Raw genomic sequence first — 22,885 nt, forward strand, 5'->3', positions numbered from 1 at the left:
ACTGCCGCTTACGCGCGGCGCAGCAGGGTGCGGAATTTCTGAACCAGGGCATAGAGCTTCGGTTGGCGCTTGACCGCCAGCCGAAGCCTGCCGAGGCCCTGGATCGCCGGCATGGCCATGCGGCCCTTCATCGTCAGCGGCAGGACGAGGTCCCGCGTGACAGTCATCTCCGTACACCAACTGCGCTTGTAGGGCTGATCGCCGACACCGAAGTCGAAGACGAATGCCCCTTCGAGGCAGGCTTCTTCTATCATCAGCCAGAACAGCAGTTCGCCGGGGCTGGCATCGGCGCAGAGCTTGTCGTCGATCGAGCCAAACTGGCAAAGCACGTGACCGCCCTTGCGCGAGAGCCCGCTGATGGCGACAAGACTGCCCTCGTGTTCCCCGTGCAGGCGAAGGGCGTGCATCGTCAGCGCCGTGTCCGAGGCGGATCCGGAGCGATCGATGAGATCGTGGAGGAAACGCCGGACCTGCGGCGGCTGGAAGACGTCGGGCAGCCCGAAGCCCGAGAATCGTTCCGCCTTCTGCTGGAAGAACCGGTCGAGCAGGGCGTGCTGGTCGTCTCTGCCGGCGGGGCAATAGTGCTCGAAGCCGCCGATCGCCTCCAGCCGGCGGCACTGCTGCCGGAAGCGCTTGCGACGCGTCTTGGCGTTCAGCTGGGCGATCGTCTCGTCCATGGTTGCCAGCAGCGGAAGCTGGAAGGACGGGTTTGGGTTTTCCGTTGCCGCAAGACTGGCAAGCGGAGAGGGCTCTCCACCCCAGGCAGCGGGCATGCAATCCAGCACGAGCGCGTCGGCCAGAGGCGACAGGCACCGGCAGAGTGCCGAGGTGAAGACGTCGAGCCCATCACCGTCGAGGACCGGAAAATCGGCGCTGAAGAGGCCGGTGTTGATATTGTTGAATCGCTCTCCCGGCAGGCGCGCCGTGCGCAGCCCGTAGCGGGAGATGATTTCGAGCGGCAGCAGCATGACGGTGCGATCGTCGATCCGGGCGCGCAGGATCACCGGCGACAGCGCATGCGCGTTCCACCAGGCGCTGCACCAGTCGTAGCTTTGGTCGAGAGAATTGCGGGGCAGGCTCTCGAGCAATCGCCATTCGGCTTCGACGAGAGCGGGCGAGGGGACGATGTCGAAGACAGCCGAAGACGCGGCGAGCGCCGGTGGCCCGACCTGCGGCGCCAAATTTTCAGAACCCATGTCGGCGTGCATGTTCAACCGGGGCATCTCGTCACCCGCCTCTCGTCGCTGATCAAACATAGGCGATGCCGCTGACAAACAAGTTTATAAACCTCTTTGTGCCCATGAACTTTCGCGGGGTTGGTTAATTGCCGGCGAAGCGGCGGGCGTCAGTCGCGCGGTCGCGGGCCGGCCATCCACTTGATGATCAGCATCGCCGGCAGGATCCACAGCAGTCCGGACAGCAGGAAGTAGAGGAGATGGACCCACCACGGCGAGGTGGCGAGCGTCAGCGTCGCGACGGTCGTGGCCACGAGGGCATAGACGATCACGAGGCAGATGATCAGGATGGTTCCGATGAAGCTCCGCAACCTTTGCGGCATTCTGTTTTCTCCCGGCGGCAGTGGCGTGCAACGGCCGCGACGGCATGCCGCAAAGCGCTGGGGCTTGTTTTGCACGGGTCCATGGGGCAAATCAACGGCAGAGTGATGGGGCGTCTTGCCGCCCCTCCAAATCCCCAGGGCAGACCCCCAGGAGACACAATGTCAGTGGCCGATGTAACCGCAGCGCAAATCATGACCCACACGCGCCGGCGTGACCGCGATCGCAAGGCGGTGCGCATCTGGCTGGGCGTCGTCATCTTCACGCTCTTCTGTCTGGTGCTCGTCGGGGGAGCGACACGGCTGACCGATTCCGGCCTGTCGATCACCGAGTGGAAGCCGATCCACGGAGTTGTGCCGCCGCTCTCCACCGCGGAATGGCAGGAGGAGTTTGATCTCTACAAGCGCATCCCGCAGTACCAGGAGATCAACAAGGGCATGTCGCTCAGCGAATTCCAGACGATCTTCTGGTGGGAATGGGCGCACCGCTTCCTGGCGCGGGCCATCGGCATCATCTTCGCCGCACCGCTCCTGTTCTTCTGGGTGACAGGCAAGATCGAGCCGCGTATTCGCCGGCCGCTGATCGGGCTTCTGGCGCTTGGCGGCTTCCAGGGCTTCATCGGCTGGTGGATGGTGTCTTCCGGTCTGAGCGAGCTCACCAGCGTCTCGCAATACCGCCTGGCGGTCCACCTGACGATCGCCTGCCTGATCTTCGCGTCCTGTGTCTGGATCATGCGCGGTCTTTCTCCGCACAGCAGCGATGCAGTGCCTGCAGGGCGGGGGAAGACAGGCGCCGTGCTGCTTGGCATCTTCTGTCTGGTACAGATCTATCTTGGCGCGCTCGTCGCCGGGCTCGACGCCGGTCTCAGCTACAACACCTGGCCGCTGATGGACGGTGCCCTGGTGCCGGATGGGCTCTTCCTCCAGCAGCCCTGGTGGATCAACCTGTTCGAGAACCCGAAGACGGTGCAGTTCGTCCACCGCATCGGTGCCTACGGTCTGCTGCTGCTGGCGCTGTGGCACATGGTGACGATGCTGCGTGACGGCGGGCGCACGACGCATGCGCGCCGCTCGATCGTGCTGTTTGCGCTGATCTGCATGCAGGCGGGCATCGGCATCCTGACGCTGCTCTCGCAGGTGCACCTGCACACAGCGCTCCTGCACCAGGGCATGGCCCTGATCGTCCTCGGCTTCGCCGTCGCCCACTGGCGCGGCTTCGTCGGAGAATATCCGCGGGAAGTGACGGTGGAAGTCAGGAGCTGACGGGCGAAGGGCCGCGACGATTTCTGCAAGGGCAGTGCGCTGTCCGCTCGTCTTCTCCCCAGCGGGGAGAAGGTGGCGCGTAGCGCCGGATGAGGGGGCCTGGAGACGATCGCGATGGCTTCGCACCCCCTCATCGCCTCGCATCCGCTCGGCACTTCTCCCCGTTGGGGAGAAGGGGGCATTTCCGGGCAACGCAGGTCGCGTGCTAAGCCGTTTCACAGTTAGAGGTTTTTGGACCGGTGATCCGGCGCTCAGTTCAGGCCTTCAGCATCAGGTCCATGTTCTGCACGGCGGCACCCGAGGCGCCCTTGCCGAGGTTGTCGAGCACGGCCACGAGATTGACGTGCTCGCCGCCGGCGCTGCCGAAGACGAAGATCTTCATGGTGTCCTTGCCGACCAGTTCCTCGGCATCGATGCGGGCAAGCCCGTTGGCTTCCTCGAGGCCGACGACCTCGACGACATCCTGTCCCGCATAGTGACCGACGAGCGCCTTGTGGATGCTCTCGCGCGTGAAGCCGTTCTTCAGGTTGTGCAGGAAGAGCGGCACCTGCACGATCATGCCCTGCGGGAAGCGGCCGACGGCGGGAGCAAACAGCGGTGCCCGGTCGAGCAGGCCGTGGATCGTCATTTCCGGGACGTGCTTGTGCTTCAGGGACAGGCCGTAGAGGAAGTGGTTTGCCTGGATGGCGTCGTCGCGGCTCGCGTCTTCCATCTGGGCAATCATCTGCTTGCCGCCGCCCGTATAGCCGGAGACCGCATTGACGCTGACGGGATAGTCGTCGGGCAGGATGCCGGCCTCGCGCAGCGGCCGGATCAGGCCGATGGCGCCGGTCGGATAGCAGCCCGGATTGGCGACCAGGCGCGCAGCGCGGATCTTGCCCGCCTGCGCCTTGTCCATCTCGGCAAAGCCATAGGCCCAGTCCGGATTGGTCCGGTAGGCCGTCGATGTATCGATGATCCGGACCTTGTTGTTGCCTGACAGCATGCCGACGGCCTCGCGCGAGGCGTCGTCGGGGAGGCAGAGGATGGCGATGTCGGCGCTGTTGAGGAGATCCTCGCGCATGGCGGCGTTGCGGCGTTCGGCCTCGGGGATCGACAGGATCTCCACGTCGCGGCGAGCGGCCAGGCGGGTGCGGATCTGCAGGCCCGTGGTGCCGTGTTCGCCGTCGATGAAGATCTTCGCCATGGTCGATACCCTGTTGTTTCGATCGCTTGCCCGAAGCGGCAGACGAAGGTTCCGAGCTCCGGAAATCCGTCAGCTGCCGGCGGAAAGCCGCTCCGCGCGCAGGCCGAGCATATACATTGCGACGGTTGCGCCTGCAATGGCGGTGATATCGGCGTGGTCGTAGGCCGGCGCCACCTCGACGACATCGGCGCCGCGGATATCGAGGCCCTTCAGTCGGCGCAGCACCGCGAGGATCTTGGCACTCGACGGGCCGCCGGCGACCGGGGTGCCGGTGCCCGGCGCGAAGGCGGGGTCGAGGCAGTCGATATCGAAGGTGAGATAGGCGGGCGCATCCCCGACCTGATCGAGGATCGCCTGGGCGATCTGTTGTGTCGTCATCTCCTCCAGCTCGTGCCCGTAGAGCAGGCGGATGCCGCAGTCCTCCGGAGCGTGGGTGCGGATGCCGACCTGAATGGAGCGGTTCGTGTCGATCAGCCCTTCGCGGGCGGCACGCGCCACGAAGGAGCCGTGGTCGATGCGCCGACTGTCGTCGAACCAGGTGTCCTGGTGCGCGTCGAACTGCACGAGCGCCAAAGGTCCGTGCTTGGCGGCATGGGCCGTCAAGAGCGGCCAGGTGATGAAGTGGTCGCCGCCGAGAGTCAGCAGGAAGGCTCCCGAATCGAGAATGACGTTGGCCTGCGCCTCGATCGCGCCCGGCGTTTCCTGATGGTTGCCGTAGTCGAGCAGGCAATCGCCGTAGTCGATCGTCGCCATCTCGGCAAAGAGATCGCGATCAAAGGGATACTGCGGATCGTTGTCGAAGATGGCCGAGGCCCGGCGGATCGCCTGCGGCCCGAAGCGGGCGCCGGGTCGGTTGGAGGTGGCGGCATCAAAGGCGATCCCCCAGACCACCGTATCCGCTCCCCGGAGCTCCTTGGTAAAGCGGCGGCGCATGAAGGACAGCGCGCCGGCATAGGTCGGATCGGTGGCGGCCGAGGTTAGCGATGGGGCGGTAAAGGCGTGATCGATGGTTTTTCCGGGCATGTCCGCTGAAATCCTGTTTGTGCGGAAAATTGCTCTGCCGGCCGTTCAAATACAAGCCGCAAAAGAAAAAGGCGGAGCCGAAGCCCCGCCTTTTCGAATGATGCTGTCCGAGCGAGATTAGCGCTTGGAGAACTGGAAGGACCGGCGGGCCTTCGCCTTGCCGTACTTCTTGCGCTCGACGACGCGGCTGTCGCGGGTCAGGAAGCCACCCTTCTTGAGCACGCCGCGCAGGCTGGGCTCGAAGTAGGTCAGCGCCTTGGAGATGCCGTGACGAACGGCACCGGCCTGGCCGGAAAGACCGCCGCCGGTCACCGTTGCGATGACGTCGAACTGGCCCGTGCGGGCAGCTGCGACCACCGGCTGCTGCAGGATCATCTGCAGAACGGGACGTGCGAAATAGGCGGAGAAATCCTTGCCGTTGACGATGATCTTGCCGGAGCCGGCCTTGATCCAGACGCGGGCAATGGCGTTCTTGCGCTTGCCGGTCGCATAGGAGCGACCGAGGGTGTCGACCTTGCGGACGTGAACCGGAGCCTGGTTTTCAGCCGCCGGAGCGAGGTCCTTCAGGGAGGAGAGATCGGCCATTATCAGGCGCTCCTTACGTTCTTGCTGTTCAGCGATGCCACGTCGAGAGCGACCGGCTGCTGTGCTTCATGGGGATGGTTCGAGCCGGCGTAAACGCGCAGGTTCTTCATCTGGCGACGGCCGAGCGGGCCACGCGGGATCATGCGCTCGATAGCCTTTTCAACGACGCGCTCGGGGAAACGGCCTTCGATGATCTGGCGAGCAGTGCGCTCCTTGATGCCGCCCGGGTAACCGGTGTGCCAGAAGTACTTCTTGTCGGTGTACTTCTTGCCGGTCAGGACGATCTTTTCCGCGTTGATGATGATGACATTGTCGCCGTCGTCAACGTGGGGGGTGTAGGTGGCCTTGTGCTTGCCGCGCAGGCGGTTTGCAACGAGAGTGGCGAGACGACCGACGACGAGACCTTCCGCGTCGATGATCACCCACTTCTTCTCCACCTCGGCGGGCTTCTGAACGAAGGTTGACATGGTGTGTGCTTTCTTGATCTGGACCCGAGCCTTCGAAAGCTTCGAAGCAAGGGCGTTTCTTGTTGCTTGAATTTGGCCGCATCGCGCCAAAAACAGAAAGCAGGCCGCAGGGGCCCGCAATCTGTGGCGGTTTATACCGGCAGCCCTTTTTCCGGTCAAGACGCGGTTTTCGCGGTGTCTGAAAAATTACCTAGCAAAATCATTGTCTTGAGTATGGGGTATCTTATTACCCCACATATTGCCGTTCGGCCGGCGGAATCGAATAGGTGACCGTCGCCTGCGCCACGGCGTCCTGCAGGCTATCCTGCCGCAGGATAGCATCGACGACGGCGAGCCGCTTGCCGAGCTTCAGGAGCCTGCAATCGCAGAACACCGGCCGCATCTCCGGCTTGCGCAGGAAGTTGACGTTGAGGCTGGTGGTCACCGCCAGCGCCACCGGCCCGACATGCGTCAGGACGGCGGCATAGGCCGCGACATCCGCGAGCATCACCATCGAGGGGCCGGAGATTGTGGCACCGGGCCGCAGGTGGCGCTCCTGCGGATCGAAGCGCATGGTGAGGCCACCGGGGCGCAGATCAGTGATGGAGAGGACCCGCCCGTCGGCATGGATCTGCGCAAACTCCCGGTCGAGAAAATCCTCGATTCCCCCACGGTCATGATCTGCTGCATGTGTTCTCCTCCACTCGATGCGACCTCGGTAGGTGCATGAACGATCGGGAGGAGGCTGTCAAAAATGGCTGCCGGGGTGTCCATTCCTGTCGGGCGTCCCTAGATCTTGAAGAGAGCTCGTTTTTCTCCGGAGGCTACCCATGAACCACGACCGCTACGAAGACACCTATATCGCCGACATCCTGAAGACGACGAAGACGATCGCGCTGCTCGGCGCCTCGCCGAACCCCGACCGTCCGAGCAACGGCGTCATGCGCTTCCTGCTGTCGAAGGGCTATACGGTGATCCCGGTCAATCCGGGGCAGGCGGGCAAGGAGATCCTCGGACAGACCGTTTACGCGAAGCTGTCGGACATTACGCAGCCTGTCGACATGGTCGATGTGTTCCGGGCACCCGAATATTTGGACGGAATCGTTGCCGAGGCGGCCGCCTTGCCGCAGCCACCACAGGTGGTCTGGGGGCAGCTCGGCGTGCGCGACGACGATGCGGCCGCCAAGGCGGAGGCCGCTGGGATCAAGGTGGTGATGAACCGCTGCCCGGCTATCGAATACCCACGCCTGATGGCCTGACGCTCAAGCCATCAGCAGCGGTGCCTCCTGCTGCAGCGCCTTCAGATGGTCGGCGTTGCTGCAGTAGCGGACATGCTCCCGATCGATGACCTGCTCGGCAAGATCCTGCCGGCAGCGGTCCTTGGACTCGCAGAGCGAGCAGTTGACCTGCATGTTGCGGAACTGCTCCGGATAGAGCCTCGCCACCTCGGCCGGGTCGATGTTGATGGCCAGCATCAGGGCGGCCATCTCGTCGGCGGCATGCGGGCCGGCGTCCGCCAGCCGCTTCAGCTGATCGGCAGAGATGCCGCAGTCGCGGGAAAGTTCAGCCAAGGCCCGGTCGTCCAGCTGGCCGATGACATCCGTCTCGGTCGCAGCCTCCCAGGCCCGCGAGCACCAATGCAACAGCCGCGATGTCAGTGACTGTGTCTGGCGATGCGCATAGGTTTCCATAGCAATCCCCTCTCTGTTTCTCGAAAGCCTAGCCTGCGGGGAAGGAATTTCCTTGATCGGGATCAACCGAGGAGGTTTGTTGAAGCGACACCAGTTCTGCATTTCAGGGAGGAAGACATGTCGACACACAATCCGGGCTTTGCGACGCTTGCCGTTCATGCGGGCGCCCAGCCCGATCCCGCCACCGGCGCCCGCACAACTCCGATCTACCAGACCACGTCCTTCGTCTTCGAGAGCGCCGACCATGCCGCCGCCCTCTTCGGCCTGCAGCAGTTCGGCAATATCTACACCCGCATCATGAACCCGACGCAGGCGGTGCTCGAGGAGCGCGTCGCGGCACTGGAGGGTGGCGCGGCAGCGCTGGCCGTCGCCTCCGGGCATGCGGCGCAGATGCTGGTCTTCCACACGATCATGCAGCCGGGCGACAATTTCCTCGCTGCCCGCAAGCTCTACGGCGGCTCCATCAACCAGTTCGGCCACGCCTTCAAGAACTTCGGCTGGGAAGTCCGCTGGGCCGATCCCGCCGATCCGGCAAGCTTCGAGAGCCAGATCGACGAGCGCACCAAGGGCATCTTCATCGAGAGCCTGGCAAATCCCGGCGGCACCTTCGTCGACATCGCCGCCATCGCCGAGGTCGCCCAAAGGAACGGCCTGCCGCTGATCGTCGACAACACCATGGCCAGCCCCTATCTGCTGCGGCCGCTGGAGCACGGCGCCGACATCGTCGTCCATTCGCTGACGAAATTTTTGGGCGGCCACGGCAATTCCATGGGCGGCATGATCGTCGACGGCGGCACCTTCGACTGGTCGCAGTCCGGACGCTACCCGATGCTGTCGGAGCCGCGGCCGGAATATGCAGGCATCGAGCTGCACAAGACCTTCGGAAACATCGCCTTCGCGATCGCCTGCCGGGTGCTCGGCCTGCGCGACCTCGGCCCGGCCATCTCGCCGTTCAACGCCTTCATGATCCTGACCGGCATCGAGACGCTGCCGCTCAGGATGCAGCGCCACTGCGACAACGCACTCGCCGCCGCCACCTGGCTGAAGGCGCACGAGAAGGTCTCCTGGGTCAGCTACTCCGGGCTGGAGGACGATCCGAACCACGCGCTGCAGCAGCAGTATGCGCCGAAGGGTTCCGGCGCCGTCTTCACCTTCGGCTTGAAGGGCGGCTACGAGGCCGGCAAGACCTTCGTCGAGGGGCTGCAGATGTTCTCCCATCTCGCCAACATCGGCGACACCCGCTCGCTCGTCATCCACCCGGCCTCCACCACCCACCGCCAGCTCTCCGAGGAGCAACAGGTGGCCGCCGGCGCCGGTCCGGACGTGGTGCGCCTGTCGATCGGCATCGAGGACCCGGCCGACATCATCGCCGACCTTGAACAGTCACTTGCCAGGATCTGAGGCCGTCATGTCCGCAGCACTCGCCTTCGACCTCACCGCCATCGAACCGGAGGAGGGCGCTCCGGCGCCCGACCGGCTGATCTCCGGCACGCCGCAGTTCCGCACATGGAACCTCGAGGAGGCCGCCGGCGGCCTCTATGCCGGCGTCTGGGAATCGACACCCGGCAAGTGGCGGATCGTCTACGACGAGTGGGAGTATTTTTACATCCTGGAAGGCTATTCGATCGTGACGGAGGAGGGCGGCGCAACCTTCCACCTTCGCCCCGGCGACCGTCTCGTCCTCAGACCGGGGTTCAGGGGGACCTGGGAAGTGGTTGAAACGACTCGCAAGGATTATGTGATCCGGGTGTAGCCGGAGGCGAAGACGCATCCGTCTACCAGTGCGTGACAACGCCGAGCGATGGCATCTTGTCGTCGCGGGAGATGAGCGCCAGATCTTCAATCATGGCTTGGGCGGCAATAATCCGATCGAACGGATCCCAGTGATCGCCAGGGAGCAACGCACTTCTGACAGAATGTGCACTGGTGATGGCCAGCTCGACGAACCCCTCATCCCTGAGGATTGTAGAGAAGTCCGGCAGGATGGCCGCTGCCGATGGAAGCTTCCCTTTCCTGAACTTGATGGCGATTTCCCATGCTGATGCGGCGCTCACGTAGATGACGTTTTGCCGATCTTCGATAATGCTGCGGGCGGACAGAGAAAGGTCGGCATGGCCGTTCAGCCACCACAGGAGAGCATGTGTATCCAGAAGATACCTCACTCTCCGGTCAGGTCCCGGATGTCATCCTTGCTCAGCGGCTCGAAGAACTCCGGTCCCACTTCCAGCTTCCCCTTGAAGCGTCCCGGTACTCGCTTTTGGGCCGGTTCAGCAACTGCCTTCTCCTGAAGTGCAACGGCCTTGTCGAGAAGTTCGATCATGTCCAGCCTGCCGGCTTCCGCCAGCCGCGCAATCTTGGTTGCGAGTTCCCTCTCCCGTGGGTGAGGAACGGGCGAGGGGGAAGGGTGTGCAGAATTTGTCATGGCCTGCTCCGAATTTACGGACCAACTTACCTGCTTGCATATTGTTGGACAAGTTTACCACGCCAGCTCAAGCCGCTCCAGCCCATGAAAATGGTAGACGTCCTTCACCGTCGGCGTCTCTGCGATCCTGAGACCCGGCAGGCGGCGGAAGAGGAGGGGGAGCACGGTGTTGAGCTCCAGCCGGGCCAATGGCGCGCCGATGCAGAAGTGGATGCCGGCGCCGAAGGAGAGGTTGGCGGCTTCCTGCCGGTCCGGGCGGAAGGCGAGCGGCTCGGAGAACTTCTTGGGATCCAGATTGGCAGCGGCGAGGATGAGGCTCACCTTGTCGCCGCGCCGCAACGCGATGCCGTTCACCTCGACGTCCTCCAGCGCCCAGCGCTGGAAGATGTGGACCGGCGCGCAGATCCGCATGGTTTCCTCGACCGTCCGTTCGGTGGCCGCCTCGTCGCGGAACATCTCCGCCACGGGCAGACCGCTCTCCAGGATCACCCGGACGGAATTGCCGATCTGGTGCACGGTCGCCTCGTGGCCGGCGTTCAAGAGCACGATGGTGGTCGACACCAGTTCGTCGTCGCTGAGGTGCTGACCCTTGTGCTCGGTGTGGATCATGTGGCTGAGCAGGTCCTCCCGCGGCGCCTTACGGCGCTCGGCGATCAGTGTCTTGACGTAGTCGGCGAACTCTTTGGCCGCCCGGTCCGCCGCCAGCTCGTCCTCCGGCGTCCGCTTGAACATGTACATGCCCACATAGGCATGCGACCATTTCAGCAGCTGCGGTCCCATCTCGTCCGGAATGCCGATCATCCGCGCGATCATCGTCACTGGGATGATGTCGGCGAAGGAGGAGAGCAGTTCGGTTCGTCCCTTGCTCGCAAAGCCGTCGATAAGTGACTCCGCCACTTGCGAAATCTCCGGACGCAGCCGCTCGACGTGGCGCGAGACGAAGGCGCGGTTGACGAGCGTCCTGAGGCGCGTGTGCTCCGGCGGCTCGATCTCCAGCAGCGAATGCCGCTCGGCAAGGTCGAAATTGGTAAGATGCGGCTGCGGTTCCGGCAAACCCAGTTCCTCGCGGCTGGCGATGTGGAGGATCTGGCGGCCGAAACGGCGGTCGCGCAAGAGGGCGTTAACGTGGTCGTAGCCGGTGAAGAACCACTGCTTCTGCTCTTCCCAGTAGAAGGTCGGGCACTGCGCGTGGAGCGCCGCATAGACGCGATTGGGATCGCCGTAGAAGGCAGGATCCCGGCCGTCGAGGGAGACGCGGCGGGTGGTAGGTTCGATGCGAAGACAGACGGGCAAGGTATTCATGGCCTCAACGCCTAGCGCAATCGTCGCCCCGGCGAAAGAGGTCAGGGACGGCGGATGCTACTCACCCAGCGCCACGCCCTCGCGCCGCGGATCGGCGCTGCCCACAAGGCCTTCCGCCGTGATTTCAATAGCATGCAGACCGGAGTTCATCTCGCCGACCTTCACCTCGTAGCCGATCGCCTTGAGCGGCTCGGCCAGGTCCTCGGCGGCGGTGCCGGCTTCCAGGTCGTAGGTGCCGAAGCGGTTGTTGAGGTGCGGCATGGCGACGATTTCCTCGACGGGCATCTGCCAGTCGATGTAGGCGATCAACGCCTGCGCCACATACCCGATGATCTGGCTGCCGCCGGGGGAGCCGATCGCCAGAAGCGGCTTGCCGTCCTTCATCACGATGGTCGGGGCCATCGACGAGCGCGGCCGCTTGCCGGGCTCGACGCGGTTGGCGACGGGGACGCCGGCATTGTGCGTCTTGAAGGAGAAATCGGTGAGCTCGTTGTTGAGCAGGAAACCGTTGGTCATCAGCCGGGAGCCGAAGCCGTTCTCGATCGTCGTCGTCATCGAGACGACGTTGCCGCCCGCATCGACGATGACGAAGTGGCTGGTGGAGGGGAGTTCGATGGCCTCCCCGTCGCCGAAGAGCAGCGCATGATCCCATTCCGGTTCGCCGGCCTTCACCTCCTCCTTTGCAAGCGCCGTCTCCCGGTCGAGGAGCGCGGCACGCTGTTCCAGATAGGTCTTGCCGAGCAGCCCCTTGATCGGCGCGGGGACGAAGTCGGTGTCGGCGAGGTAGCGCTCGCGGTCGGCGAAGGCGAGCCGCTGCGCGTCGCCGATCAGCCGCCAGCTTTCCGGGCTCTCGGGCCCGAGGCCGCGAATGTCGAAGTTCTCCAGGACGCCCAGCACCTGGCCGACGGCGACGGCACCGGAGGAGGGTGGCCCCATGCCGCAGACATCGAGCGCCCGGTAGGCTAGGCAGACCGGTTCGCGTTCCTTGATCCGGTAGTTGGCGAGGTCGGCGAGCGAGAGGACGCCTGGGTTGCCGGCTGCCTCGCGCACCGTCTTGACGATCGATGCTGCGATCTGCCCGGTATAGAAGGCATCCGCCCCGCCGGAGGCGATCGCTTCCAGCGTCTCGGCATAGGCCGGGTTACGGAGCCGGCTGCCCGCCGTCCGCGGTGCCCCGCTCTCGTCGAAGAAATAGCGGGTGGTGGTCTCAAAAGTCTTCAGCTTGTCGCCTTCACCGGCAACGAGATTTGCCAGGCGAGGGGAGACCGCGAAGCCGTCACTGGCAAGCCTGATGGCAGGCTCGAAGAGGCTGGCCCAGTCGGCCTTGCCGAAGCGGCCATGCACCTCGTGCAGCAGCTTGACTGTCCCGGGGGTCCCGACCGAGCGGCCGCCCACGACCGCCTCCATGAACTTCAGCGGTTGCCCCTGGTCATCGAGAAACAGCTTGGGCGTCGCCTCCATCGGCGCCGTCTCCCGGCCGTCGAAGGTCGTCAGCTTACCGGATGATGCGTCGTAGTAGACGAGGAAGGCACCGCCACCAAGGCCGGAGCTCTGCGGTTCGACAAGGCCGAGCACGGTCTGCACGGCGACCATCGCGTCGATGGCATTGCCGCCTTCGGCGAGCACCTTGCGTCCGGCCTCCGCCGCCAGCGGGTTGGCGGCGGCGACCATGAAGCTCTTCGCCTCCGTCCGCTGCGCAGTCGTCACGCCGGTCGCGCGTTCCGGTGCGATCGTGTCGGAGGCCTGCTGGGCCTGCAACGGGCCGCCCGGCACCATGGCCGGCAGCAGGAGGGAAAGGGTGATGCCGATCAGTCGCTTCGTCTGCATGTCGCGCTCCCGCCGTGTCGCCTGCGCAAGGAGAGGCAGGCTTGCCTTTGCCATCTTCAGCATGTGGGCCAGCGGGGCCATCCGGCAAGTGGAAAAAGGAGGGGTGGTGCGCTTACGAACCGGCGGCCTGGGCGATGCTCCGAAGCGCCGTCACCTGTTCGCTAGCGTGGATCTCCAGCGTCATATCGTGCTGCGTCAGCATGGCCGCAGACGGGACGATGGAGACGCCGCCGCTCTGATCGACCGCCGAGCAGTTGCGACCGGCAGCCTTTGCTGCGTAGAGGGCGCGGTCTGCGGCCGTCAGAAGCCGGTCAAGGTCGGCATCGGCCGCAGGCTGCAGTGCAATCCCGGCGCTGACCGTGACGGCCACCCGGCTTTCGCCGGCCTGGATCGTCTGCAGCGCAAGCGTCATGCGAAACCCTTCCGCGATGCTGGCGGCCTCGACCAGGTCGGCGACGCGCAGGATGCTGGCAAACTCCTCGCCACCCATGCGCCCGAAGGACCCGCGGCTGTTGAACGAGACTGCGGCCAGGCGGCAGAAGGCGACAAGAACCGCATCGCCGCCCTGGTGGCCACAGCGGTCGTTGATCTGCTTGAAGTTGTCCAGATCGAAATGCAGGAGTGCGATCAGCGGCTTGGCAGGATTGTGACGTTGACTGAGACGGTCGAAGTCGTCGATCAGGCCCCGGCGATTGAGCACGCCCGTCAGCGGGTCGGTGACTGAAAGCTCCTTCAGCCTCTGTTTGGTGCGTTCCGTCAGCATCTGCGCACCCATCAGCATGATCGATACGAAGCAGAATGCGCCCGGAAGAAGGATCAGGGCAGGCGAGGGGACGGTCGCAAAGGACGTCGTTCCCTGAAATGCCGCGAAGATGGAATTTCCCAGGCTGGAAACGATATGGATACCGAGGACGCTTGCCAGCATGACCCGGGTCCAGGTCGAATTGCCGGGGCGCTGCAGCAGAATGGTGATCAGCATCGCGAAGCCGACAGCGGCCGAGAAGTGACCCAGGATCATCCGTGTGGGAAAGCTGTCCCGGACAAAGGGCAGCAGCATGCCGCCGATCCAGAGGAGAGCGGGGATGGCAATATAGGGTTCGACGCGCTTTCCGTCGAACTGCTGCATGCCGCCGACCAATATTCCGATCGCCGCGAGATTGAAGGTGTTGGCGATCTGTATCGAGAGGAAGTCCGGAATGTCGCCCCGCAGGCTGAGCAGCAGCAGACCGATTCCCAAAAGACCAAATCCTGCGCTCCAGCTGCGCAGATAGATCTGGCTGGGTTGCCGATACCACCATGCGAGCAGCAGCACGCCCAGCGTCAGTGCCTGGGCGGCCCAGATGACGAGGCCTGTCAGAATGTCCATGCGAGTGCGCCCTTTCCGAGCCTGGAGGAGGACAGATCTATCGGAGAGTCTTTAAGGGCAGGTTGCAGTTGCGGTGCGACCATCGGGAAAATCGGGCTGTTCTTGTTCAGCTTCGGTTTACCAAATCCCGGCAGAAAGCTGTGACGCACCCCCATTCATGCTCCAGCCGGACTGTGCAGCCGGATACGATCCGCTACAAGCGGCTGAGAAAGGCTACGACGATTAAGGATATCGCCTGCTCCGTCTTGAAGTGCCTGCCCTTGACACTCTATGTAGGGATTGACCTATTCCACTTTGATTCCGGGGTTTCTCCGCCCGGCCAAGCGATGACAAAGGACTGATATGAGAAATCCCGTCGATACAGCCATGGCTCTGGTCCCGATGGTCGTCGAACAGACCAATCGCGGCGAGCGGTCGTACGACATCTATTCGCGGCTGCTGAAGGAACGGATCATCTTCCTGACAGGTCCGGTCGAAGATCACATGGCTTCGCTCGTCTGCGCGCAGCTCCTCTTCCTCGAGGCCGAAAACCCGAAGAAGGAAATTGCGATCTACATCAATTCGCCGGGCGGCGTCGTCACCGCCGGCATGGCGATCTACGATACGATGCAGTTCATTCGTCCTGCCGTCTCGACGCTGTGCATCGGCCAGGCTGCGTCCATGGGCTCGCTGCTCCTGGCAGCCGGTGCTAACGGCATGCGCTTTGCTACACCCAACTCGCGCATCATGGTGCACCAGCCCTCGGGCGGTTTTCAGGGACAGGCATCCGACATCGAGCGCCACGCTCGCGACATACTGAAGATGAAGCGTCGTCTGAACCAGGTTTACGAGAAACACACGGGTCGGACTTACGAAGAAGTTGAAAAGACCCTCGACCGCGACCATTTCATGGACTCGGACGAGGCCAAGGCATGGGGTGTCATCGACAAGATCCTGACCTCGCGTGAGGAACTTGAGGGTGCTCCGGCGAATTAATCTTCTAGTATCGCTTTCCAATGTCACCCGCATGTGACGATGCGGGGGTTTCAACCGGCAGGGAAAGCGGTATTAGTACCTATTAATGTTGTGTAGATTTTTGCCGCATAGCATTTGGTATTCTGAAGGGGATTCGTTGCCGCCGATCCGGACCGGCGTCCAGACCGGTAGAAGTACCCCAGGCAAGACCGGCGCGTTGTCACGCAAGGTGGACGTGGCGGCAAGCAAGAGTGGACCGCACCCGGAAACGGGAGAGCGGAGTGCTGGAAGGAAAGTGATATGAGCAAAGTCAGCGGCAGCAACGGCGGCGACTCCAAGAATACCCTGTATTGTTCGTTCTGCGGCAAGAGCCAGCACGAAGTCCGCAAGCTGATTGCCGGACCGACGGTGTTCATCTGCGATGAATGCGTCGAACTCTGCATGGATATCATCCGGGAAGAGAACAAGACCTCCATGGTGAAGTCGCGCGAAGGCGTGCCGACCCCACAGGACATCATCAAGGTTCTCGACGAATATGTGATCGGCCAGCAGCAGGCAAAGCGCATCCTCTCGGTCGCGGTGCACAACCACTACAAGCGGTTGGCGCATGCGTCCAAGGGTGGCGATGTCGAACTGGCGAAGTCGAACATCATGCTGGTCGGCCCGACCGGTTGCGGCAAGACCTATCTTGCGCAGACCTTGGCCCGCATCATCGACGTTCCCTTCACCATGGCTGACGCAACGACGCTGACCGAAGCCGGTTACGTCGGCGAGGATGTGGAAAACATCATCCTGAAGCTGCTGCAGTCGGCGGACTACAATGTCGAGCGCGCACAGCGCGGCATCGTCTACATCGACGAAGTCGACAAGATTTCGCGCAAGTCGGACAACCCCTCGATCACCCGCGACGTGTCGGGCGAGGGCGTCCAGCAGGCGCTTCTGAAGATCATGGAAGGCACCGTGGCTTCGGTTCCGCCGCAGGGTGGCCGCAAGCATCCGCAGCAGGAATTCCTGCAGGTGGACACTACCAACATCCTGTTCATCTGCGGCGGTGCATTCGCCGGCCTCGACAAGATCATCTCCGCTCGTGGAGAGAAGACCTCGATCGGCTTTGGTGCATCGGTCAAGGCGGAAGACGATCGCCGCGTCGGCGAGGTCCTGCGCGAACTGGAGCCGGAAGACCTGGTCAAGTTCGGCCTCATCCCCGAGTTCATCGGTCGTCTGCCGGTCCTGGCGACGCTCGAAGATCTCGATGCGGATGCGCTGATCCAGATCCTGTCGGAACCGAAGAACGCGCTGGTCAAGCAGTACCAGCGGCTGTTCGAGATGGAAGACGTGGAACTGACGTTCCACGAGGACGCTCTGCGCGAGATCGCCCGTCGGGCGATCACCCGCAAGACCGGTGCCCGCGGACTGCGCTCCATCATGGAGAAGATCCTGCTCGACACCATGTTCGAGCTTCCGGCGCTGGAAGGTGTCCGGGAAGTGGTGATCTCCGAGGATGTCGTGCGCGGCAACGCCCGCCCGCTCTACATCTATGCCGATCGGCAGGACGAAAAGACCAACGTCTCGGCCTGATGCCGGGCCCGATTGATGATGTGAGAGGCCCGCAAGGGCCTCTTTTCGTTTCCGTATTCGGGTTCAGCGATGTCATGCTGCTGTGATACGATGTATATTGCTTCGCTCGACTCCGATTTGGGGGTATGGGTAAAGATCAGGAATCGCCAGCGCTGATGGCGGCACGGGCAATGATTGTCTGAAGCACCATTTCCGGCATGACGAGTATCTGCGTTCCTCGCCCCTGGCGCCTTCCCCTGTCGACGGGCCCAAAGGGTGAACGAGGCTTGAAATCATTGGTCAGACACTCCACTTGCGGCTCAAGTGGAATCCCCGGATGAGTGGTCTGGGGCAATCCCGGTAACGGGATATGAAAGGAAGAAGAATGACAAATTCAACGTCCGAGGCACCCAGCGTCGATACCTTCCCGCTGCTGCCCCTGCGCGACATTGTGGTTTTTCCGCATATGATCGTCCCCCTGTTCGTTGGGCGAGAGAAGTCGATCCGCGCTCTGGAAGAGGTCATGGGTTCCGACAAGCAGATCATGCTGGTCACCCAGATCAATGCCGGTGACGACGATCCTGAGCCGTCGGCCATCTACGAGGTCGGAACGGTCGCCAACGTGCTGCAACTGCTGAAGCTGCCCGACGGCACCGTCAAGGTGCTGGTCGAGGGCCGTGCGCGCGCCAAGATTTCCAGCTACACCGACCGTGAAGAATTCTACGAGGCTTCGGCTTCCGTGCTCGACGAGCCGGAAGAAGATCCCGTCGAGGTCGAGGCCCTGTCGCGCTCCGTGGTCTCGGAGTTCGAGAACTACGTCAAGCTGAACAAGAAGATCTCTCCGGAAGTCGTCGGTGCTGCCAGCCAGATCGAGGACTATTCGAAGCTTGCCGACACGGTCGCCTCGCATCTCTCCATCAAGATCACCGAGAAGCAGGAGATGCTCGAGACGGTCAGCGTCAAGGGTCGCCTCGAAAAGGCGCTCGGCTTCATGGAAGGCGAGATTTCGGTCCTTCAGGTCGAGAAGCGCATTCGCTCGCGCGTGAAGCGCCAGATGGAGAAGACCCAGCGCGAATATTACCTGAACGAGCAGATGAAGGCGATCCAGAAGGAGCTCGGCGACGGTGAGGACGGCCGCGACGAGATGGCCGAACTGGAGGAGCGCATCTCCAAGACGAAGCTTTCGAAGGAGGCCCGTGAAAAGGCCGACGCCGAAATGAAGAAGCTGAAGTCGATGAGCCCGATGTCTGCGGAAGCGACCGTCGTGCGCAACTACCTCGACTGGCTGCTGTCGATTCCATGGAACAAGAAGTCGAAGGTCAGGACCGATCTGAACCATGCCGAGAAGGTGCTGGAGCTGGACCACTTTGGCCTTGATAAGGTCAAGGAACGGATCATCGAGTATCTGGCAGTCCAGGCGCGGTCCACGAAGATCAAGGGTCCCATCCTGTGCCTCGTCGGCCCTCCGGGCGTCGGCAAGACGTCGCTTGCCCAGTCGATCGCCAAGGCAACCGGTCGCGAGTATGTCCGGATGGCTCTCGGCGGCGTTCGCGATGAAGCCGAAATCCGCGGCCACCGCCGCACCTACATCGGCTCGATGCCCGGCAAGGTCGTCCAGTCGATGAAGAAGGCCAAGAAGTCCAACCCGCTGTTTCTTCTCGACGAGATCGACAAGTTGGGCCAGGACTACCGCGGCGATCCGTCTTCGGCGCTTCTGGAAGTGCTCGATCCGGCCCAGAACGCCACGTTCATGGACCATTACCTGGAGGTCGAATACGATCTTTCGGACGTGATGTTCATCACCACGGCGAACACGCTGGACATCCCGGCACCGCTGATGGACCGCATGGAGATCATCCGCATCGCCGGTTACACGGAAGATGAAAAGCGGGAAATCGCCAAGCGTCACCTTCTGCCGAAGGCGATCAAGGAGCATGCGCTGCAGCCGAACGAATTCTCAGTCAGCGACGATGCGCTGATGTCGGTGATCCAGCAGTATACCCGCGAAGCCGGTGTCCGTAACTTCGAGCGTGAGCTGATGAAGCTTGCCCGCAAGGCGGTGACCGAGATCATCAAGGGCAAGTCGACGTCGATCCATGTCACGGCGGCCAACATCAACGACTATCTGGGCGTTCCGCGCTACCGCCACGGCGAAGCCGAGGGCGAGGACCAGGTGGGCGTGGTGACCGGTCTTGCCTGGACGGAAGCCGGCGGTGAACTGCTGACCATCGAAGGCGTCATGATGCCGGGCAAGGGCCGCATGACAGTCACGGGCAATCTGAAGGAAGTGATGAAGGAATCGATTTCTGCGGCGGCGTCCTACGTCCGTTCGCGTGCGGTCGATTTCGGCATCGAGCCGCCGCGCTTCGACAAGTCGGACATTCACGTGCATGTGCCCGAAGGCGCAACCCCGAAGGACGGTCCGTCTGCCGGTGTCGCCATGGCCACGGCCATCGTCTCGATCATGACCGGCATTCCGGTGGACAAGACCGTCGCGATGACGGGCGAGATCACCCTGCGAGGACGAGTCCTGCCTATCGGCGGGCTCAAGGAGAAGCTGCTCGCAGCCCTCCGTGGCGGCATCAAGAAGGTTCTGATCCCGGAAGAGAACGCCAAGGATCTGGCGGAGATTCCGGACAACGTGAAGAACAACATGGAGATCATCCCGGTGTCCCGGATGGGCGAAGTCATCGAGCATGCGCTGTTGCGCAAGCCTGAGCCCATCGAGTGGGACGGAACCGTGGAGACACCTGTGATTGCCACGGTCGACGGCGTCGACGAAGCGGGAAGCACCTTCGCCCACTGACACTTCGCCCCTCAATATCTGGGGGGCGTGACTATGCCAAATTGGCACGATGACGAAAAAAAGCCGGTTAGAAGCCGGCTTTTTTTGTGAAAAGGCCTCAATACCTCTTGTTTTTCAGGCGATAGCGGCGCTTGTGACGAGTGAAGGCTCACATCGATTTGTGCTGGGCCCGATTAAACTTGAGTCGTTTCAATACCGTTTGAAAGGGTGGAAACATGAACAAGAATGAACTGGTTGCCGCAGTTGCGGAAAAGGCTAGCCTCTCCAAGGCTGATGCCGCTTCGGCTGTCGACGCCGTATTTGAGACTGTTCAGTCCGAACTGAAGAATGGCGGCGATATCCGCCTGGCTGGTTTTGGCAGCTTTTCCGTTTCCCGGCGTGAAGCATCGAAGGGTCGCAATCCTTCGACCGGCGCCGAAGTTGACATCCCGGCACGCAACGTGCCGAAGTTCTCGGCCGGCAAGGGCCTGAAGGACGCGGTCAACAACAAGTAAGCTTTTGCCTCTTGTTTCTTGAAAGGCTCGGCTTGGTCCGGGCCTTTTTTCTTTTTCCCTGGATGTTTTTCAGCAGCGCCTAACGTGAGCAGCGTGTCATCTGCCTGTCATGCCCGTGCCGCACAAGCGCCCTTGTTCGCTTCATGGACAGGAGGGCTTCCCATGAGAATTTCCGTACGCGCCGCACTGACTGCGGCACTGCTTGCTTCTGCTGCAATTCCCGCGTCTGCCGAGCCGGTCTTCAACCGTATCGCGTCCTTCCCCGTCGCTTCCAATCTGCCGGCCGACAAGGAAAATATGACGACGACATCGGCTGAAATCATCACCGCGTCCGAGGACGGCAACACGCTGATCTACTCCGACAGCCCGCTCGGCGGCATCGGCTTTGTCGACATCACCGATGCCAAGGCGCCCAAGGCCGCCGGCGCGCTGATGATGGACGGCGAACCGACGTCCGTCACCGTTGCCGGTTCCAAGGTTCTGGTCGCCGTCAACACGTCCGAAAGCTTCGTCAAGCCGTCGGGCAAGTTCGTCGTCGTCGATCTCGCATCTAAGTCGATCGAAGCCAGTTGCGATCTTGGCGGTCAGCCGGACTCGGTTGCCATCTCCGGCGACAAGAGCTTTGCGGCAATCGCGATCGAGAACGAGCGCGACGAGGATCTCAACGACGGCGAGATCCCGCAGATGCCTGCCGGCGACCTGGCGATCATCACGCTGAACGACGGCGTTGCAGATTGCGGTTCGATCAAGCATGTGGACGTGACTGGCCTTGCCGATGTGGCCGGCGACGATCCGGAGCCGGAATTCGTCTCCATCAACAGCCTCGGCGAAATCGCCCTGACGCTGCAGGAGAACAACCACATCGTCATCATCGACGGGAAGACGGGCGAGGTGAAGACCCACTTCTCCGCCGGCACGGTCGATCTCGACGGCGTCGACACCAAGTCGGACGGCGCGCTGAAGTTTACCGGCAAGCTGGAAGATGTAGCCCGCGAGCCGGACGCCCTGAAGTGGCTGGACGACGACCGTTTCGTGGTGGCCAACGAAGGCGACTACAAGGGCGGATCGCGCGGCTTCACGATCTTCGACAAGACCGGCAAGGTGCTTTACGAATCGGGCCCGTCGCTGGAACTGGCGATCGCCCAGATCGGTCATTTTCCGGACAAGCGCGCCAAGTCGAAGGGCGTCGAGCCCGAAGGCCTGGAAGCCGCGACCTTCGGCGATCAGAAGTATTTCTTCGTGATGGCCGAGCGCGCCTCGATCGTTGCCGTCTACAAGGACACCGGTGCCGAGCCGGAACTGGTGCAGCTGCTGCCTTCCGGCATCTCGCCGGAAAGCGCCATTGCCATCCCGGCCCGCAACCTGCTGGCGACCTCCAACGAGGCCGATCTCGGTGAAGACGGCGGCGCCCGCTCCCACGTGATGATCTATGAACTGGCGGAAGGCGAAGCAGCCTATCCGATGATCCAGTCCGCCATGGTCGACGGTGCGCCGATCGGCTGGGGTGCGCTGTCCGGTCTCGTCGGCGATGCCGAAAAGGCCGGCACGCTCTACGCCGTCAACGACAGCTTCTACGGAATGCAGCCGACGATCTTCACGATCGACGCAACCCAGAAGCCGGCCATGATCACCTCGGCTCTCCCGGTCACCCGGGGTGGAGCAGCTGCCCAGAAGCTCGATATCGAAGGCATTGCGCTCGACGGCAAGGGCGGCTTCTGGCTGGCCTCCGAAGGTGACCCGGCCAAGCTCACCGGCCACGGCATCTACAATGTCGATGCCAAGGGCGTCATCAAGTCAGAAATCGGTTTCCCGGTGGAGCTGCTCGCAGGCCAGACCCGCTTCGGCCTGGAAGGCATCACCTCCGTCGGCACCGGCGATGACATGACGCTCTGGATGGCCGTTCAACGCGAATGGAAGGACGACGGGAAGGGCATGGTCAAGCTCGTTTCCTACAATCCGAAGTCCAAGGAATGGGGCGCGGTCCACTATCCGCTCGAGGCGACGGAAGCCGGCTGGGTCGGTCTTTCCGAAATCACCGCCCGCGGCGATCACGTTTATATCGTCGAGCGCGACAACCAGATCGGCGACAATGCCAAGCTGAAGAAGCTCTATCGCGTCGCGATCGCCGACCTGAAGCCCGGCAAGATCGGCGAGGAACTGCCGACGGTCGCCAAGGAAGAAGTTCATGACTTCCTGCCGGACCTGAAGGCTGCGACCAACGGCTACGCCGTCGACAAGCTGGAAGGCTTTGCCTTCGACGCCGCCGGTGCGGCCTATGCCGTCACCGACAACGATGGCGTCGACGACAGCTCCGGCGAGACGCTGTTCTGGCAGGTCGATCTCAACGTCACCAACTGATCTCTCGTAGATCGAATCGGAAAGGCCGGGCAGCGATGCCCGGCCTTTCT

21 protein-coding genes and 1 pseudogene are annotated in these 22,885 nt (G+C 62.7%); 9 read left to right on the forward strand and 13 right to left on the reverse strand.

What is annotated here, in order from left to right; translation table 11 throughout:
- Positions 1-8 precede the first annotated feature (8 nt).
- Together M1E10_RS14865 and M1E10_RS14870 are read right to left on the reverse strand one after the other, a co-directional pair.
- The gene (locus M1E10_RS14865; RefSeq protein WP_499173592.1) at positions 9-1,196 is read right to left on the reverse strand and encodes a GNAT family N-acetyltransferase; all 1,188 of its coding nucleotides are present in this window, start codon (positions 1,194-1,196) and stop codon (positions 9-11) included.
- A gap of 149 nt (positions 1,197-1,345) precedes the next feature.
- The gene (locus M1E10_RS14870) at positions 1,346-1,558 is read right to left on the reverse strand and encodes a DUF2842 domain-containing protein (protein WP_499173593.1); all 213 of its coding nucleotides are present in this window, start codon (positions 1,556-1,558) and stop codon (positions 1,346-1,348) included.
- A 192-nt stretch (positions 1,559-1,750) separates the two neighbouring features.
- On the opposite strand from M1E10_RS14870, the gene M1E10_RS14875 reads away from it, so the two are divergent.
- Complete coding sequence (locus M1E10_RS14875) at positions 1,751-2,818, forward strand: COX15/CtaA family protein (RefSeq protein WP_499177188.1); 1,068 nt, start codon at positions 1,751-1,753, stop codon at positions 2,816-2,818.
- A gap of 256 nt (positions 2,819-3,074) precedes the next feature.
- Here the strand turns inward: M1E10_RS14875 and argC are convergent, their stop codons facing one another.
- The 5 genes and pseudogenes from argC to M1E10_RS14900 form a co-directional block, all read right to left on the reverse strand.
- Positions 3,075-4,004, reverse strand: coding sequence for an N-acetyl-gamma-glutamyl-phosphate reductase (gene argC / locus M1E10_RS14880; protein WP_499173595.1), 930 nt, complete (start codon positions 4,002-4,004; stop codon positions 3,075-3,077).
- 69 nt (positions 4,005-4,073) lie between these two features.
- Positions 4,074-5,027: an agmatinase gene (gene speB / locus M1E10_RS14885; protein ID WP_499173596.1), complete on the reverse strand. Its 954-nt coding sequence runs from the start codon at positions 5,025-5,027 to the stop codon at positions 4,074-4,076.
- Between the two features lie 117 nt (positions 5,028-5,144).
- Positions 5,145-5,612 carry a 30S ribosomal protein S9 gene (gene rpsI, locus M1E10_RS14890; protein ID WP_029618573.1) on the reverse strand — a complete coding sequence of 156 codons (468 nt, stop codon included), beginning with the start codon at positions 5,610-5,612 and terminating at the stop codon, positions 5,145-5,147.
- A gap of 2 nt (positions 5,613-5,614) precedes the next feature.
- A complete protein-coding gene (gene rplM / locus M1E10_RS14895; protein WP_029618574.1) occupies positions 5,615-6,079 on the reverse strand; it encodes a 50S ribosomal protein L13 in 465 nt (154 codons plus the stop codon).
- 226 nt (positions 6,080-6,305) lie between these two features.
- Positions 6,306-6,748: pseudogene (locus tag M1E10_RS14900) on the reverse strand (PaaI family thioesterase).
- Between the two features lie 140 nt (positions 6,749-6,888).
- Between M1E10_RS14900 and M1E10_RS14905 the strand changes: the two are divergent.
- Entirely contained in the window at positions 6,889-7,317 is a 429-nt protein-coding gene (locus M1E10_RS14905; protein ID WP_499173597.1) for a CoA-binding protein, read from the forward strand.
- A 3-nt stretch (positions 7,318-7,320) separates the two neighbouring features.
- On the opposite strand, the gene M1E10_RS14910 is transcribed toward M1E10_RS14905, so the two are convergent.
- Positions 7,321-7,749, reverse strand: coding sequence for a DUF6455 family protein (locus M1E10_RS14910; RefSeq protein ID WP_499173598.1), 429 nt, complete (start codon positions 7,747-7,749; stop codon positions 7,321-7,323).
- A gap of 117 nt (positions 7,750-7,866) precedes the next feature.
- Between M1E10_RS14910 and M1E10_RS14915 the strand changes: the two genes are divergently transcribed.
- Positions 7,867-9,150, forward strand: coding sequence for an O-acetylhomoserine aminocarboxypropyltransferase (locus tag M1E10_RS14915; RefSeq protein ID WP_499173600.1), 1,284 nt, complete (start codon positions 7,867-7,869; stop codon positions 9,148-9,150).
- A 7-nt stretch (positions 9,151-9,157) separates the two neighbouring features.
- Complete coding sequence (locus M1E10_RS14920) at positions 9,158-9,502, forward strand: cupin domain-containing protein (protein WP_499173601.1); 345 nt, start codon at positions 9,158-9,160, stop codon at positions 9,500-9,502.
- A 22-nt stretch (positions 9,503-9,524) separates the two neighbouring features.
- Here M1E10_RS14920 and M1E10_RS14925 read toward each other — a convergent pair whose 3' ends face one another.
- The 5 genes from M1E10_RS14925 to M1E10_RS14945 all read right to left on the reverse strand — a co-directional run bounded on the left by M1E10_RS14925 (position 9,525) and on the right by M1E10_RS14945 (position 14,666).
- The gene (locus M1E10_RS14925) at positions 9,525-9,911 is read right to left on the reverse strand and encodes a type II toxin-antitoxin system VapC family toxin (RefSeq protein WP_499173602.1); all 387 of its coding nucleotides are present in this window, start codon (positions 9,909-9,911) and stop codon (positions 9,525-9,527) included.
- Positions 9,908-10,171 carry a hypothetical protein gene (locus M1E10_RS14930; RefSeq protein WP_499173603.1) on the reverse strand — a complete coding sequence of 88 codons (264 nt, stop codon included), beginning with the start codon at positions 10,169-10,171 and terminating at the stop codon, positions 9,908-9,910. Before M1E10_RS14930 ends, M1E10_RS14925 begins: the two co-directional genes overlap by 4 nt.
- 54 nt (positions 10,172-10,225) lie before the next feature.
- Complete coding sequence (locus M1E10_RS14935; RefSeq protein ID WP_499173604.1) at positions 10,226-11,473, reverse strand: cytochrome P450; 1,248 nt, start codon at positions 11,471-11,473, stop codon at positions 10,226-10,228.
- A gap of 57 nt (positions 11,474-11,530) precedes the next feature.
- On the reverse strand, positions 11,531-13,249 hold the full coding sequence (gene ggt, locus M1E10_RS14940; protein ID WP_499177189.1) for a gamma-glutamyltransferase family protein: 1,719 nt from the start codon (positions 13,247-13,249) through the stop codon (positions 11,531-11,533).
- Between the two features lie 163 nt (positions 13,250-13,412).
- Positions 13,413-14,666, reverse strand: a complete 1,254-nt coding sequence (locus tag M1E10_RS14945; protein WP_499173605.1) for a GGDEF domain-containing protein — start codon at positions 14,664-14,666, stop codon at positions 13,413-13,415.
- A gap of 342 nt (positions 14,667-15,008) precedes the next feature.
- Between M1E10_RS14945 and clpP the strand changes: the two genes are divergently transcribed.
- From clpP to M1E10_RS14970, 5 genes are all read left to right on the forward strand, one after another.
- The gene (gene clpP / locus M1E10_RS14950) at positions 15,009-15,641 is read left to right on the forward strand and encodes an ATP-dependent Clp protease proteolytic subunit (RefSeq protein ID WP_499173607.1); all 633 of its coding nucleotides are present in this window, start codon (positions 15,009-15,011) and stop codon (positions 15,639-15,641) included.
- A 279-nt stretch (positions 15,642-15,920) separates the two neighbouring features.
- The gene (gene clpX, locus M1E10_RS14955; RefSeq protein ID WP_499173608.1) at positions 15,921-17,198 is read left to right on the forward strand and encodes an ATP-dependent Clp protease ATP-binding subunit ClpX; all 1,278 of its coding nucleotides are present in this window, start codon (positions 15,921-15,923) and stop codon (positions 17,196-17,198) included.
- Positions 17,199-17,562: 364 nt separating this feature from the next.
- Complete coding sequence (lon, locus tag M1E10_RS14960; protein ID WP_499173609.1) at positions 17,563-19,983, forward strand: endopeptidase La; 2,421 nt, start codon at positions 17,563-17,565, stop codon at positions 19,981-19,983.
- Between the two features lie 215 nt (positions 19,984-20,198).
- Entirely contained in the window at positions 20,199-20,477 is a 279-nt protein-coding gene (gene hupB / locus M1E10_RS14965) for a non-specific DNA-binding protein Hbs (RefSeq protein ID WP_029618586.1), read from the forward strand.
- A gap of 162 nt (positions 20,478-20,639) precedes the next feature.
- Positions 20,640-22,835 (forward strand): esterase-like activity of phytase family protein, encoded by a 2,196-nt coding sequence (locus tag M1E10_RS14970; RefSeq protein ID WP_499173610.1) that lies wholly within the window; start codon positions 20,640-20,642, stop codon positions 22,833-22,835.
- Positions 22,836-22,885 lie beyond the last annotated feature (50 nt).

Source organism: Rhizobium sp. PK7-22, from assembly GCF_056530405.1.

Bases quoted from the DNA above. Each gene is read 5' to 3' on its own strand.
- clpP (WP_499173607.1), top strand. From the start codon at position 15,009: ATGAGAAATCCCGTCGATACAGCCATGGCTCTGGTCCCGATGGTCGTC.
- M1E10_RS14870 (WP_499173593.1), bottom strand. From the start codon at position 1,558: ATGCCGCAAAGGTTGCGGAGCTTCATCGGAACCATCCTGATCATCTGC.
- M1E10_RS14910 (WP_499173598.1), bottom strand. From the start codon at position 7,749: ATGGAAACCTATGCGCATCGCCAGACACAGTCACTGACATCGCGGCTG.
- M1E10_RS14905 (WP_499173597.1), top strand. From the start codon at position 6,889: ATGAACCACGACCGCTACGAAGACACCTATATCGCCGACATCCTGAAG.
- M1E10_RS14920 (WP_499173601.1), top strand. From the start codon at position 9,158: ATGTCCGCAGCACTCGCCTTCGACCTCACCGCCATCGAACCGGAGGAG.
- M1E10_RS14915 (WP_499173600.1), top strand. From the start codon at position 7,867: ATGTCGACACACAATCCGGGCTTTGCGACGCTTGCCGTTCATGCGGGC.
- rpsI (WP_029618573.1), bottom strand. From the start codon at position 5,612: ATGGCCGATCTCTCCTCCCTGAAGGACCTCGCTCCGGCGGCTGAAAAC.
- hupB (WP_029618586.1), top strand. From the start codon at position 20,199: ATGAACAAGAATGAACTGGTTGCCGCAGTTGCGGAAAAGGCTAGCCTC.
- rplM (WP_029618574.1), bottom strand. From the start codon at position 6,079: ATGTCAACCTTCGTTCAGAAGCCCGCCGAGGTGGAGAAGAAGTGGGTG.
- speB (WP_499173596.1), bottom strand. From the start codon at position 5,027: ATGCCCGGAAAAACCATCGATCACGCCTTTACCGCCCCATCGCTAACC.
- M1E10_RS14930 (WP_499173603.1), bottom strand. From the start codon at position 10,171: ATGACAAATTCTGCACACCCTTCCCCCTCGCCCGTTCCTCACCCACGG.
- lon (WP_499173609.1), top strand. From the start codon at position 17,563: ATGACAAATTCAACGTCCGAGGCACCCAGCGTCGATACCTTCCCGCTG.
- clpX (WP_499173608.1), top strand. From the start codon at position 15,921: ATGAGCAAAGTCAGCGGCAGCAACGGCGGCGACTCCAAGAATACCCTG.
- M1E10_RS14935 (WP_499173604.1), bottom strand. From the start codon at position 11,473: ATGAATACCTTGCCCGTCTGTCTTCGCATCGAACCTACCACCCGCCGC.
- M1E10_RS14875 (WP_499177188.1), top strand. From the start codon at position 1,751: ATGACCCACACGCGCCGGCGTGACCGCGATCGCAAGGCGGTGCGCATC.
- M1E10_RS14970 (WP_499173610.1), top strand. From the start codon at position 20,640: ATGAGAATTTCCGTACGCGCCGCACTGACTGCGGCACTGCTTGCTTCT.
- M1E10_RS14945 (WP_499173605.1), bottom strand. From the start codon at position 14,666: ATGGACATTCTGACAGGCCTCGTCATCTGGGCCGCCCAGGCACTGACG.
- argC (WP_499173595.1), bottom strand. From the start codon at position 4,004: ATGGCGAAGATCTTCATCGACGGCGAACACGGCACCACGGGCCTGCAG.
- M1E10_RS14865 (WP_499173592.1), bottom strand. From the start codon at position 1,196: ATGGGTTCTGAAAATTTGGCGCCGCAGGTCGGGCCACCGGCGCTCGCC.
- ggt (WP_499177189.1), bottom strand. From the start codon at position 13,249: ATGGTGCCGGGCGGCCCGTTGCAGGCCCAGCAGGCCTCCGACACGATC.